General features: G+C 70.8%; 12 protein-coding genes, 1 tRNA gene and 1 pseudogene. 6 read left to right on the top strand and 8 right to left on the bottom strand.

Going from position 1 to position 12,883, the window contains the following annotated elements; all coding sequences use genetic code 11:
* The first annotated feature begins 341 nt into the window (after window positions 1-341).
* A complete protein-coding gene (locus tag E9565_RS14160; RefSeq protein ID WP_236835560.1) occupies window positions 342-1,232 on the top strand; it encodes a hypothetical protein in 891 nt (296 codons plus the stop codon).
* Window positions 1,233-1,374: 142 nt separating this feature from the next.
* Here E9565_RS14160 and E9565_RS14155 read toward each other — a convergent pair whose 3' ends face one another.
* The gene (locus E9565_RS14155) at window positions 1,375-3,333 is read right to left on the bottom strand and encodes a DUF4365 domain-containing protein (protein ID WP_236835559.1); all 1,959 of its coding nucleotides are present in this window, start codon (window positions 3,331-3,333) and stop codon (window positions 1,375-1,377) included.
* 850 nt (window positions 3,334-4,183) lie between these two features.
* Between E9565_RS14155 and E9565_RS14150 the strand changes: the two genes are divergently transcribed.
* The 3 genes and pseudogenes from E9565_RS14150 to E9565_RS23590 all read left to right on the top strand — a co-directional run.
* Window positions 4,184-4,393 (top strand): hypothetical protein, encoded by a 210-nt coding sequence (locus E9565_RS14150; RefSeq protein ID WP_236835558.1) that lies wholly within the window; start codon window positions 4,184-4,186, stop codon window positions 4,391-4,393.
* A gap of 175 nt (window positions 4,394-4,568) precedes the next feature.
* Window positions 4,569-4,811: a helix-turn-helix domain-containing protein gene (locus tag E9565_RS23595; RefSeq protein WP_374201740.1), complete on the top strand. Its 243-nt coding sequence runs from the start codon at window positions 4,569-4,571 to the stop codon at window positions 4,809-4,811.
* Window positions 4,812-4,885: 74 nt separating this feature from the next.
* Window positions 4,886-5,911 (top strand): annotated as a pseudogene (locus tag E9565_RS23590) (tyrosine-type recombinase/integrase); the annotation flags it as partial.
* A 200-nt stretch (window positions 5,912-6,111) separates the two neighbouring features.
* On the opposite strand, the gene E9565_RS14140 reads toward E9565_RS23590, so the two are convergent.
* The 4 genes from E9565_RS14140 to E9565_RS14125 all read right to left on the bottom strand — a co-directional run bounded on the left by E9565_RS14140 (window position 6,112) and on the right by E9565_RS14125 (window position 7,956).
* A tRNA-Ala gene (locus tag E9565_RS14140) sits at window positions 6,112-6,184 on the bottom strand.
* Between the two features lie 107 nt (window positions 6,185-6,291).
* Window positions 6,292-6,705, bottom strand: a complete 414-nt coding sequence (locus tag E9565_RS14135; protein ID WP_236835556.1) for a VOC family protein — start codon at window positions 6,703-6,705, stop codon at window positions 6,292-6,294.
* A 10-nt stretch (window positions 6,706-6,715) separates the two neighbouring features.
* The gene (locus E9565_RS14130; RefSeq protein ID WP_236835555.1) at window positions 6,716-7,150 is read right to left on the bottom strand and encodes a helix-turn-helix domain-containing protein; all 435 of its coding nucleotides are present in this window, start codon (window positions 7,148-7,150) and stop codon (window positions 6,716-6,718) included.
* 29 nt (window positions 7,151-7,179) lie between these two features.
* The gene (locus tag E9565_RS14125; RefSeq protein WP_236835554.1) at window positions 7,180-7,956 is read right to left on the bottom strand and encodes a M23 family metallopeptidase; all 777 of its coding nucleotides are present in this window, start codon (window positions 7,954-7,956) and stop codon (window positions 7,180-7,182) included.
* A 463-nt stretch (window positions 7,957-8,419) separates the two neighbouring features.
* Between E9565_RS14125 and E9565_RS14120 the strand changes: the two genes are divergently transcribed.
* Both E9565_RS14120 and E9565_RS14115 read left to right on the top strand, forming a co-directional pair.
* Entirely contained in the window at window positions 8,420-9,550 is a 1,131-nt protein-coding gene (locus E9565_RS14120; protein WP_236828245.1) for a CDP-glycerol glycerophosphotransferase family protein, read from the top strand.
* The gene (locus E9565_RS14115; RefSeq protein ID WP_236835552.1) at window positions 9,537-10,352 is read left to right on the top strand and encodes an NTP transferase domain-containing protein; all 816 of its coding nucleotides are present in this window, start codon (window positions 9,537-9,539) and stop codon (window positions 10,350-10,352) included. Before E9565_RS14120 ends, E9565_RS14115 begins: the two co-directional genes overlap by 14 nt.
* Window positions 10,353-10,372: 20 nt before the next feature.
* Here E9565_RS14115 and E9565_RS14110 read toward each other — a convergent pair whose 3' ends face one another.
* From E9565_RS14110 to E9565_RS14100, 3 genes are read right to left on the bottom strand one after another with little or no spacing between them, the layout of a single operon-like run.
* On the bottom strand, window positions 10,373-11,449 hold the full coding sequence (locus E9565_RS14110) for a hypothetical protein (RefSeq protein ID WP_236835550.1): 1,077 nt from the start codon (window positions 11,447-11,449) through the stop codon (window positions 10,373-10,375).
* Window positions 11,446-12,135 carry an SCO family protein gene (locus E9565_RS14105; RefSeq protein WP_236828242.1) on the bottom strand — a complete coding sequence of 230 codons (690 nt, stop codon included), beginning with the start codon at window positions 12,133-12,135 and terminating at the stop codon, window positions 11,446-11,448. The genes E9565_RS14110 and E9565_RS14105 overlap by 4 nt, the downstream gene beginning before the upstream one ends.
* The gene (locus E9565_RS14100) at window positions 12,132-12,839 is read right to left on the bottom strand and encodes a YcnI family protein (RefSeq protein WP_236835547.1); all 708 of its coding nucleotides are present in this window, start codon (window positions 12,837-12,839) and stop codon (window positions 12,132-12,134) included. The genes E9565_RS14105 and E9565_RS14100 overlap by 4 nt, the downstream gene beginning before the upstream one ends.
* Window positions 12,840-12,883 lie beyond the last annotated feature (44 nt).

Here is a 12,883-nt window from a genome sequence, read left to right as displayed (position 1 = left end):
CGAACGACCGCGAACCAAGATCCATTTGGGCCGACTGCAACCAGAACTGCAACCCGGTGGGCGAAGCGAAGGCTTCCGATTCCCGGCATCGCCCCCGAAGGTCAGCGAGCGTTCCGACCGCCGGTCAGCGAGCGTTCCGACCGCCTGGGGAGACCGCGCATAGGGAGCGTTCTTCGTTCACCTAGCGGCTGCCCAGGGCATCACTCTCGACCAGCCCTGTCCGGGTGGCCGTGAGATGGGAGCCGGGCCGAACTCCACGGGTAGCCAGGGGAGCCTCACGGTGCAGGCGCTGCTCGCGCGGCACACTGTCAGGGGACGCCCAGCGCGAAAGGACGCTTCGCATGGCCCAGCAAGGAATTCGTATCGCAGTAGCGGACCACAATGGCACGCTTCGCCTCCTGACGAAGATCGTTGGACTATCCGACGGCGGCTTCGCCGTCACCGCCCCCTACCATTCAGCGCGACAGGGCTTCCTCATGAAGTTCCCCGTCGACTACAGCCGTAGCGAGCTAATGCTGCCAACGGCCGACGTCGTGCCCTACACGGCGGACGACAGAGTCAAGCTGTCATTACACCTTGACGGATTTGTTCAATTTTCCGGCGAGCGACAAGGACGAATTGTTTCGGGGCGAGATGGCGATGGCCAACCCAAGGGCCTAGGGCTCATCGCAAACCGTTTGACGAGCCCACTGGCCACTGATGGACCCACCTTTGGACTATTGGCGTGGGGGCTCGATGAGTACAAAGAGCAAGTGCGCATTCGCGACACCCTCGTCTTTGGGAGCCATGATGTGTACTACCGCGACTGCAACCTGGGCGACTGGAGTGCCTGCGTTATCGAGGGTTTCGTCTACCCCCGCTCGTATTTGTCGCAGGGGGTCCTGTCCGGGGGGCGCCTGGCCCTCCCTCGCCGCTTCCCCCATTACCAGGAGCCACGTCACACAAGTGGCCTATTCACCCCAGCGCGCAATCCCCTTTTGGACATGCAGGGAGCGCTATTCAATCTCACTCTCGTCGACGTGGGCAGTCCGTACATCGTCATCGGACTGCTCGTATCCCGAGCCACCCACGGCTTTCTGTCGACCTCTGGCTTCACCCTCAACAGTCCGTCGGACATGCGTCACGCGCTCGCAGCCGTCTACCCGAATCCGACGGGAACATCGGATCACGAAGATGGCGGCAGAGTCCGCAGCCTCAACTACACGGGGCTGAATCAGGTCCCGTCGGCTTGAAAGCGACCGGCGGCCGAACCCTCGGTCAGGTGGCGGCCGCGCGAGGCCGGGTTGTCGAGCGACGAGCAGTCGCAGGTCCAGCCCGGGGTGAGCCCGAGTCAGAGGTCGTCAGGACCCACTCTCAGCGGCCCCCTCGCCAGCGTCAGGGTCGATGATGATCCGGGTCGTCAGGGTCGATGATGATCCGGGTGATGTGCGGAAGAGGCCGGTCCGGTAGCGCCTCCATCTCTTCGTACACGCGGCTCCGCAGACGCGATGCTTCCTCCGGTCCCACGTCGGATGCGATACCAACGGCAAGTTCCTCAATCGCTTGCATGTACTCGTCGTCCGGCGTCAATCGCACTGCTGACGCGACGAGGTACTCGAGGAGACGCGGCTCGGCCTCGTCCCGGTCCAGGAGCGCTGAGGCGACAGCGGTTGCCATTGCCCAGGCCCCCGCGTGATTCAACATAAGCAGTGCAACGGTGATAATCCGAGGCAGTTGTCGCTCGAGATCGGTGATGAGGGCGTGCCAGATCGCGGGGTGCAGGGCGTCCAGCGAACGTAGTAGCCCCACCAACGCTTCGGGATCGGACTCGACGGCGGCAATCTCATCAAGGTCGACCGGCCGTCTGTCCTGTTCATCGAGGCCGGTGACACGCATCAACTCTTCCAACACGATTAAGTCGAGGGCAGCCAACCGGTCGAGGTCGTGTCCAGTTGGCGTCCAGTCACGCAGAAGAGCTAGAGCTTGCCCGTACTTGCCAGCCCACAGCAGCGCATCCGCGCGGAGGGGCAGCAACTCGGCAGAGTCTCCGCTCTTCGTCAGCGCAACTTCGTAGTCGTCCGCAGCACCCGCGAAGTCCCCCACCGTCCAGCGAAAGCCACCGCGCTCCCGGTAGAAGTAGTCCCGCTCGGCGTAGCCAGGGTCATACTGGAGGGCGAGATCTAACTCATCCAGAGCTTCCTCCGTTCGCCGCATGGCGTTGAGCGCCTGAGCCAAGTTGTAGTGAGCCCGTCCGGCGCGGCGCGGGTTCGCTGACGACTTCTCGATCTCAGCGCGCTGACGCATGCTGTCGAACAGCAGCGTCTGCAGTTGCTCATCGAGCCAACCGATTTCCCTCAATGCGAGGTTGAAGTAGCGGTCGGCAGCGTCGCGGGCCTGGGGGTCCTCCCACGCGTTGAGCATGAGCACGAGGATTAGGGCGTCTTGAAGAAGTCCGGCTTCGCCGAGCATCACGGCGACCGGCTCTGCAACTTCCGGGCTGGTCACCAAGAAGGCGCTGCGCACGGTCTCCCTGAGTAGCTTGGCCCCGGCCACGTTGGCACCGATGCGCTCAAGGGCGCATGCGGCAGCGACGAAGAGATCGGCGACAAGCATCTCAAGGCCACGGTCATGCGTGTAGGCCGCAGGCGGCACCGTGATCCTGATCGAGGCGAAGTCACCTGGCAGGGCGGCGCGAATCGCCGTTCCACCCTCGACCGAAACCTCGAGCAGGACTGCCGGCACTTCCTCCCCGCCTCTAGCCGGAAGGACCTCCACGTCGTTCCTCAGACCCTTGGCAGCGAGCACTGCACGCATCCGCACTGCGATCTCCGCCTGCGCAGCCACGGTGAAGCTAGGCGCGACTCGGAGACGCAGGGGCAAGGGGCGTGGAAGCTGCCCCGCGCTCAACTGCCGGTGCATGATCACTTCACGGCGTAGCCGGTCACTGACGTCGGTCAGAGAATCACTCGGCGCAAAGCGAATCGTCGTCGTCTGTGCGTCTGGATTCCATCCCGGTTCGCGACCTACGGTGTGCACCCAGCGACCGAAAAGCTCACCGGAATCGGCGACATAGTACGCGATAAGGACTGGCACAGCCAGGCTTTTCCAGTAATGCACATGCTCAACGGTGACGCGGCGGAGAGGACCCGACGGATCCCGGTGCTCGCTAGCCTTCAGCTGCACCTTGAATGTGAGCCCTGTGGTCGTTCCATTCTCGAAGATTTCGACCTCGCGGTCGATGCCGTAGTCGTCCTCCCCCGTCGACCGTAAGACCCACTCGGCAGGCAGAGCGGCCTGGAAGGCCCGACGGGACTCTTCTTCGAGAACATGTTCCCGCGGTCTGCTAGGGCTCACAGGGACCACGTTAGTAGGCGCACCGTCGGATGCTGGAGACGCTTGGCCAGCGCGCCCCCACGATGAAAGGAAACGACGCCTTCCACGGCTCGACGCTGGGCATCGACCGAGGCGTGTAGTTGCAGCCCGGAGCGAGCGAGCGAAGCAACTGGAGCGTCTGATTCGGCACCTAACGGACCTTCCGAAGGCACGAGCTGAAAAGCCGTTGTCGCGTTGAGTGTGCCGCTGAGAGGCACAGAGCAGCTCCACCACCTGACCCGGCAGCAGCCCGGATGGCAAGGGCCCGTTGCTGCCTGGCAGCGACGACGCGATCCGCTCGGGTGGGCGTGACGCGCGGATCACGCCTGCTGGAAGGCATGGGCTCCATGCCATTAGGACCACCTTGGCCGATGTGACCCTCAGGCCGCGTTGAGACCGACCATCGAGGACGGCCGAACCGAGCCTCTGCGAGGCCGTCCAGTCCTGGCCGCATCACCGGAGAAGCCGCAAGATCAAGGGGGACACACCTTATGCATCTCGGGTCTCCGAAGTCGTGGTGACGGGTTTCTGGAGACTCGTCCGGAGCCTCGACGGCATGGGAACCAGCGGCAGCCCCGATTACCGAGCCCGACGGCGGGAGCGCGAGCGGCAACGGCGTCAGCAAGGCCAGCGGACGACCCCGAAAGCCCACTCGGACCCGGCCGCAGCGGACGTGCACGGTCGCCAGCGGAGGACCGCGGCGGCGGCATGCGGTTGGTGCGGCAGGCCGATCACCCCGCGGAGCCGAGGGCCGATCCCCAAATGGTGCTCGACTACCTGCCGGCACCGCGCCTGGGAGCAGACCCGAGCCGCGGCCTCGGGGCTGTCGGCGGTGGAGGTCGTCGAGCGGCGCGTCGAGGTCCAGGTCGCACTCGTGCCCACCCGCCGCGATTGGCCCAGACTGCTCGGCGAGCTCGTCGGCCAGCTCGACGACGGGCGGGTCTACAACCGCGACCTGCCCGCCCTGGCGCGGGCACTCCAGCCCGTACTGGAGAGCTACAGGAGACGCGCCCACCTCACCGGCGCTCCCCACGTGCGCTGACCGATGCTCCAGGAGTTCTGCAGTAACGAGGGGCATGGGCTCGCGTCTCCAGTCGGCAGCGCTCACCGCTCGGTGCGCGCTGCGGGAGAGGAACAGGAGATGTTCGGGGGGCCGCTCCCCCACCGTCGTGCAGCAGCCTTGACGCAGCGCCGCCACTGATCCGGGAGATGTCGACATGGGTGATCCGCAGCCGCTCCGGGAGGTCTCGGTCGTCGATCGGCTCCTCCTCACGCCTGAAGAAGCCGCGAAGGTGCTCCGCGTCGGCCGCACGACCGTGTACGCGCTCATGAAGAGCGGAGAGCTGCGTCCCGTGCACATCGGCCGCAGCTGCCGGATACCGCAGGCGGAGGTCGAGCGCTACGTGCGCTGGCTCCAGGCTCTCCCGTCTCGTCCACAGCCTTCGCCGGACGCCGCATGAATCCACAGCGCGCCTGCCTCTGCCCCGAGGGCTCCGCGAGACTGACCCTCCTGAAGAGCGCCAAGGGGTAGCGGATGGCGGGACGTGCGTCGAACGGCGAGTCGACGATCTACAAGGGCGCCGACGGGCGCTGGCACGGCTACGTCTCCGTCGGCTTCAAGCTCGACGGCAAGCTCGACCGCCGGCACGTCAGCAGCAAGAACCGGAGCGTCGTCGTCGCGAAGGTCCGAGAGCTCGAGCGCAAGCGCGACGATGGGACTGTCAGCACCACGAGCGCTCCGACGGTGGGCGCATGGCTCGAGCACTGGCTGACCACCATCGCCCCGCGCCGGGTGCGACAGCGGACGCTGGAGAGCTACCAGTCGGCGGTCCGCAAGCACCTCGTCCCCGGCGTCGGCCGGCACCGCCTCGACCGGCTGCGCCCCGAGCACCTCGACCAGCTCTACACCGCGCTCCTCGACGCCGGCTACTCCCCCGCCACCGTGCTGCGCCATCACCGCATCCTGTCGCGGGCGCTCACCGTCGCCGTCCAGCGCGGACACGTTCCCCGCAACGTCGCCGCCCTCGTCGACCCACCGGCCCAGCGGCAGAGCGACCTGGCCACCGCCCTCGACCTCGGCGAGGCCCGCGCCGTGCTGCACGCCGCGGCCGGCGTCCGCAACTCCGCCCGCTGGACCGTCGCCCTCGCCCTCGGCCTGCGCCAGTCCGAGGCGCTGGCGTTGCAGTGGAAGGACGTCGATCCGCTGGCCGGCACCCTCACGGTGCGGCGCAGCATCCACCGGGTCCGCGGCGGAGGGCTCATCTACGAGGAGCCCAAGACACGCCGCAGCCAGCGCACGCTCGCGCTGCCGCTGCCCCTGCTCGATGCCCTCAGGGAACACAAGATCGCCCAGCTCGGCGAGCGGATGCTGGCCGGCTCCGAGTGGCACGACGAGGACCTGGTCTTCGCCCAGCCGAACGGCCGCCCCATCGACAAGAAGACCGACTACGACGACTGGACCCGACTGCTGCAAACAGCCGGAGTCCGCCACGTGCGCCTGCACGACGGCCGGCACACCGCCGCCACCCTGCTGCTGTCCGAGAACGTGCACCCGAGGGTGGTCATGGAGCTGCTCGGTCACAGCCAGATGCGCACCACGATGGACATCTACAGCCACGTCATGCCGGCCCTCGCCCGCGAGGCCGCCGACCGGATGGGCGCCCTGCTGCTGCCAGGTAAGGGTGGGCAAACTGCAACCACAACTGCAACCAGAGACGACTCAGGCCGCCCTCCAGAAGGAGAACGGCCTGGTCATCGGGGTGGAGCTGAGGGGACTCGAACCCCTGACCCCCACACTGCCAGTGTGGTGCGCTACCAGCTGCGCCACAGCCCCGATCCTGGCCCGGCGTGTTCCTCCGAGCCGGGAGCAACTGTACAGGGCCGGTTCACGGGTCCGGCGGAGGGGGTGGGCTGCGGGGCCACCGCGTGGCGGCCCCGTGGTCAGGCCTCCTTCATCTGCGCGATGCGCAGGTGGTTGCCGAACGGGTCGCGGAGGCCGAAGTCGATGCCGTAGGGCTGGTCGACCGGCTCCTCGGTGATCTCCACGCCGCGCTCCTTCAGCTCGGCGTGCGTCCGGTAGGCGTCGTCGCAGGTGAAGAAGAGGTGCCCGCCGGCCGCCCCCTTGCTCACCAGGTCGCGCACCCGGGCGGCGGTCTCCTCGCTCATCGCCGGCGCGCCGGGCTTCTCCAGCAGCACGGCCCGGTCGGGCTGGCCGGGGAGGTTCACGGTGAGCCAGCGCATCGGCCCGAAGTCCATGTCGGCCTGCACCTCGAAGCCGAGCTTGCCGACGTAGAAGTCGAGGGCGGCGTCCTGGTCGGGGACGTAGATCTGGGTGATGGAGATGGTCTTCAGCATGCGGACGACGCTAGGGAGCCGGCACCGCCGGCTGCTTCTCCGAAACTGCTCGATCGGTCGCCGGCCGCGCCCACGCCATCGCGAAGCAGGTGGGCACCGGCGGCAGCGGGCCCCGCCGCCGGTAGGCGCTCGGCGGCTCCCCGACGACGTCGCGGAAGACCCGGCTGAACGTGCCCAGGCTGGAGAAGCCGACCTCCATGCAGACGTCGGTGACGCTGCGGTCGCCGGTGCGCAGCAGGAACATCGCCCGCTCCACCCGCCGGCGCTGCAGGTAGCGGTGCGGCGTCTCGCCGAAGGCCGCCCGGAACGAGCGGATGAAGTGGGCCGGGGAGACGAGGGCGACGCGGGCCAGCGTCGCGACGTCGAGCGGCTCGGCGTAGTGCGCGTCGATGGTGTCCCGCGCGCGCAGCAGCCGCCGGTTGCTCTCCTCGACGGCGGCGGTCACGGGGCGATCAGACCACGACCGCGCCGGTCTCAGACGTGGACGCCGCGCGCCGCCAGCCACGCGATCGGGTCGACCCGCTTGCCCTCCAGGCCCCCCTTGTGCACCTCGAAGTGCAGGTGCGGGCCGGTGGACTGACCGCGGTTGCCCAGCAGCGCGATGGTCTCCCCCGCCTCCACGTACTGCCCCGGCGTGACCAGGATCTTGTCCATGTGGCCGTAGACGGTGACGTCGCCGTTCTCGTGGAGGATGTAGACCGCCAGGCCGAACCCGCTGGCCGCGCCCGCCCGGAGCACCACGCCGTCGACGGCGGCGTACTCGGGCGTGCGCATGGGCGCGGCCAGGTCGATGCCGTAGTGGAAGGTCCCCCACCGGCTGCCGTAGCCGCTGGTCAGCCGGGCGCCGGCGACCGGCAGGACGGCCTTCGGGCGCGCGGCCTCGGCGGCGGCAGCAGCGGCGGCCTCCGCGGCCGCCTGCCGCTCGGCGCGCGAGGCGGCGACCTCCTGCAGCCGGGCCTGGGCCTCGGCGACGGTGATCGAGGCCTGCGGCAGCACCTCGACGCCCTCCTCCGCCGTCAGCAGCGAGTCCTGGGCGGCGAGCACGGAGGTGGCCTCGGCGGCCGGCGCGCCCTGCAGGCTGATGCCCGCGGCGACCGCGCCGCCCAGGAGGACCGAGCTCAGCAGCAGCGCCGGGCTGCGCCGGGCCCGGGCCGGACGCCGGTGCGCGCGGCGCCCGGCTGCCCGCCCGGTCCGGGGGTGCACCGCCGTCAGCAGCTCCGTGCGGGCCTCCGGGCCGATTCCAGCGTCCATGCACCCTGTCCGTCTCGCGTCCCTGACGTGCGCGCCCTCGATGAGGCAGACCCATCGAAACATTGCGTGACCGACTCGTGACCAACTGTTCGGCGCGTCGTGCGGGACACGCCGCGGCGAGCCGCACCACCGGTCGCACGCGTCCCACGAGTCACAGCCGGAACTGACACCGGTGTAGTTCGACCCGCCTACCGGAGCCCCGCGCCGGTCGAGGATCATGGACGCCGACACCGGCGCCGAGCCGTCCGTCAGAGGCCTCCGAGGGCGTGTTCCGGCCGTCGGTGGCGGCGCGCCGTCGACGACGCGGGACGCGAACCTGACGCAAGCGGCGCCGGTACCCGCACACTGTTCCCATGGCCCCCGCTCCCGGGGGCCGCGATCGACCGTGTCCCCACACGCCCGGAGGAGGGATTGCGTTGACCGACGCCCGACCCGTTGACCACGTGACCCCTCCGTCCCGCCGGTGAGGATCACCTACTTCAGCTTCCGGGGGCTGTTCGCCGACAACCCGCGCGCCCTGTACGAAGCCCTCGCCGCACGCCACGACCGGGACACCGTGCACACCTGGCTGTGCACCGAGAAGACCCGGCACACGTTCCCGCCGGACGTCGAGACGGTGCTGTACGGGACGCCGGAGGCCCGCGCCGCCCTGGAGACGGCCGACCTGGTCATCGCCAACGACTGCATCTCCATGCACTGGACCAAGCGGCCGGGCACCTTCTACCTGCAGACGTGGCACGGCACGCCGCTCAAGCGCATCCACCACGACGTCGAGGGCGGGCCGGAGGGCTGGCTCACCAACGCCGACCTCGACGTCGCCCGGTGGGACCTGCTGCTCTCGCCGAACGCCGTCACCACCGACCGGCTGCGCGGGGCCTTCGGGCACCGCGGCCCGATCGCCGAGACCGGCTACCCGCGCAACGACCTGCTGAGCAGCCCCGACCGGGAGGCCGTGCGCCGGCGGGTCCGGGCCGACCTCGGCCTGGACGACGGCCGCACCGCGGTGCTCTACACCCCCACCTGGCGCGACGACCTGGTGTTCCAGGGCGACGGCTCGGCCCCGCCGCTCGCGATCGACCTGGCCGACTTCACCGCGCGGCTGGGCGAGGACCACGTGCTGCTGCTCCGGCTGCACAACATGGTGGCCGGCCGGCTGGAGTTCCCGCCCGGGGCCCCGGTCGTCGACGTCTCCGACCACCTCGACGTCGCGGAGCTGTACCTGGCGGCGGACCTGATGGTCACCGACTACTCCTCGACGATGTTCGACTTCGCCGTCACGGGTAAACCGCTGCTGTTCTTCGTCTACGACCTGGAGCGCTACCGCGACCAGCTGCGCGGGTTCTACTTCGACCTCGCGGCGGTGGCACCGGGTCCGCTGCTGGCCACCAGCGGTGAGCTGATCGACGCCATCGCGGGCGTCGACGCCGTGGCCGCGGAGCACGCCGGGCGCTACGCCCGGTTCCGCGAGACCTTCTGCCACCTCGAGGACGGCTCGGCCACCGCGCGCGTCCTCGACCTCCTCCCGGCCGCACCCGCGTCCGGGCCCACCACCACCAGCAATCTCGAGGGAGATGATGTCCGTGCGGACCGGTGACCACATCCTCGACGCCGTCCGTCGGGGCGGCTTCCCCTCCTCGGCGCGCACCACGACCCGGCGGCACCCGGCCCCCTCGGTCCAGGTCGTCATCCTGGCCGCGGGCATGGGCACCCGGCTGGGCCGGCAGGACCCGAAACCGCTGACCCGGCTCGACGACGGCCGCAGCATCCTCCAGCGCCAGCTCGACGGCCTGCGCGCCGTGCTGGGCGCCGAGGTGTCGGTCACCGCGGTGGTCGGCTACCGCAGCAAGCGGATCATGAAGGCCGCCCCCGACCTGCTGTTCGCGTACAACCCCGACTTCGCGGTCACGAACACGTCCAAGAGCCTGCTGCGGGCGCTGCGCACCACGCGTGAGGGCGGGGTGCTGTGGCTCAACGGCGACGTCGTCTTCGACCCGGGCGTGCTGGAGGTGGCCCTCCCCTACCTCGTGGCGGACCAGAGCTTCGTCTGCGTCGACACCGGCACGGTCGCCGACGAGGAGGTCAAGTACACCCTCGACGCCGACGGGTGCATCCGCGAGCTGTCCAAGACCGTCCGCGGCGGGCTCGGCGAGGCGGTGGGCATCAACTACGTCTCCTCCGCCGACAAGGCCGTGCTCATCGAGCACCTGGAGGCCTGCTCGCACCAGGACTACTTCGAGCGCGGCATCGAGACGGCGATCGCCGAGGCGGGCCTGCGCGTGCGCCCGGTGGACATCTCGCAGTACGCCGCGGTCGAGGTGGACTTCGAGGGCGACCTCCAGCGGGCCAACACCCTGTTCGGCGGCGGACCGGCGAACGTCGTCGCCGACATCGCCTGATCCCGCGCGGGGAACCGCCGTCAGGCCGCCGGGACCGGGCGGCCGGCGGCGGTGCCGGCGGGCGCCGCGGGGGTCTCCCGGAAGCGGCGCACCGCGGCGACCCCGCCGACGAGCAGCCCCACGCCCAGGGACACCAGCACGGTCACGGCCACCCGCGCCAGCGGCTGCGGCCCGGCGGTCAGCAGGTTGGCCGACCACAGGACGTCCACGTCGGGCAGGCCCTGCACCAGCAGCAGCCAGCCGGTGACGACCGCCAGCAGCCCGGTCAGCGCGCCGCGGCCCCGCCGGGCGGCCCGCAGCCCCAGGACGGCGCACAGCAGCGTGGCCCCCGCCGGCAGCAGCGCGGAGACCACGGCGCCGGCGTGGGAGCCCACCGTCACGGCGGGCTCGGGCGTGGCCACCGCGTGCCAGAGCGCCGCGAGCGCCCCGGCACCGAGGAGCGCCCCGAGCGCCAGCGGCGTGCGGGCCAGCAGACCCGCGGCCGCGGCGGCCAGCACGAGCGCGGCCACGGGCAGCCACACCACCCAGGGCGACGGCGGCGGGGTCCACGTCAGCACCCCCGCCACCTGGACGTCGGTCTGCCCGTGCCGCAGCGGCACCACCCACTCCGAGACGACGTGCTCGCGGCCCGGATCGGCGGCGACCTGCGGCGGGAGGACGCCCTCGCTCATCCAGTGGGTGCGGTGGTCGTGCCAGACGTAGGCGGGCTGGGTGGAGACCTGCTCCCAGTCCGGGGCGGCGTCCGCGTCGGCGGAGGGGGGCAGCGCCGTCCGCCCGTAGCGGTCCAGGTTGATCCAGGTCGCCGGGCTGTTGGCGTTGCGCCAGACCCCGTCGCGGCCGATCCGCAGGTAGGGCTCGCCGGAGTACCCCGGGACGTGCACCTCGACGTCGGTGGTGTTGACCAGCTCGAGCTCGTCGCCGAACTGCAGCGACCGCACGCTCACACCCGGCAGCTGCGGGCTCACCTGCAGCACCCGCGCGTCGAAGTCGCTCCCGGCCGCGCCGCCGCCGACGTGCGCCGAGGCCGGCCCGGCGAGGGCCAGCAGCGCCACCACGGCGGCCAGGACCGCGAGCAGCCGGCCGAGGCCGCGCCTCACGCGCCCGCCACCACCTGCAGGTCCTCGGCGATGTCCTGGTGGGTGTTGCCCGCGTCGAAGGCCACGTGCGCCTCGTCGTCGCCGCCGTACAGCAGCAGCAGCGTCGAGTGCAGCCGGCCGTCGTCCTCGGCCTGCGGCACCCCGGCGGCCAGCTGGGCCCGCTCCACCGCCGCCTGGTCGCCGGTGAGGCCGACGAACGAGGTGGGCAGGTCGGCGTCGAACCGGTCGAGGTACTCCCCGAGCACCTCCGGGGTGTCGGTCGCCGGGTCGGTGGTCACGAAGACCACCTGCACCTGCTCGGCCAGCGCCGGGTCCACCCCGCGCAGCGCCACGGCGACGTCGGCCATCGTGGTGGGGCAGATGTCCGGGCAGTTGGTGTAGCCGAAGAACAGCATCGTCGGGCGGCCGGCGGTGGCCGCCTTGAAGTCGTACTCCGCGCCGGTGGTGTCGGTCAGCGTGAACGACGGACGGCGGTAGGGCTCGGGCAGGTCGAGCCCCGCGTAGCGGTCCTCGGGGCCCTCGACGACCGCCGGCCCCTGCCCGGAGTGGTCGTGCTCCCCGGCCGCCGCCCCGGCGTTCCCGGCCGCGTCGTCCGCCGAGCTCCCGCAGCCGGCGAGCACCAGGCCGGCGGTGAGCAGGAGCGCCGGCACGGCGCGGCGGGGACGTCGGCGGACGGCGGGAGTCACGAGGACACGGTACGTCGGGAAGCGCGGGCGCCGAGGACGACACCGGCGATCGCGGTGAGCAGCGCGAGGATGGAGAAGAACAGCGCGATGGCGCCGGGGTCGCTGGTGTGCGCATGCGCCTCGTCGGCCTCCACCTCCTCCCCAGGGGCGTCACCGGTGGTCAGTGACAGCACCGGGGCGGGGCGCTCCGGCTCGCCCTGACCGGCCACCGTGGGCTCGATCCAGGCCGCTTCGCTACCGTCGCTGTAACGCTGCACCGCCGGGAAGCCGAGCTGCTCGACGTCCGGGAACGGCCCCCCGGCGAGCGCGAACTCCTGGAACTGCCCGGGCGCGATGCCGGCGCCGTCGGCCGCGCGGAACTCCACCAGCGACACGTACGCGCCGATCTCCCGGCCGTGCACCTCGATCGGCTCGTCGAGCTCGGTGGTCTCGGTGCTGATCGTCCAGCCCGGCACCGGCTGCGCCCGCAGCGAGCCCATCGCGGCCTCCTCGGGGATCTGGATCCGCAGGGCGACCGTGCTGGCGGTGTCGCTCTCGTTGGGCACGCGGAAGGTGAGCTTCCCGTAGCCGCCGGGGGTCGCGTCGGTGGAGGAGACGGTGACGTGCGCGGAGGCACCGGGCGCCAGGCCCACCGCGGCCCCCAGGGCGGTCAGGGTGGCCAGCAGCAGGACGGCGAGCCGGGCGAGCGGACGGGACAGGGGCACGGGTCTCCTCATCGGGGGGCGCGTCGGGGGGGCAGCGCCTTGGG

It is taken from the genome of Blastococcus sp. KM273129, assembly GCF_021698995.1.
Taxonomy (GTDB): domain Bacteria; phylum Actinomycetota; class Actinomycetes; order Mycobacteriales; family Geodermatophilaceae; genus Blastococcus.
Note: the sequence above shows the minus strand (reverse complement) of the source record. Positions and strands in the feature narration are given on the sequence as shown.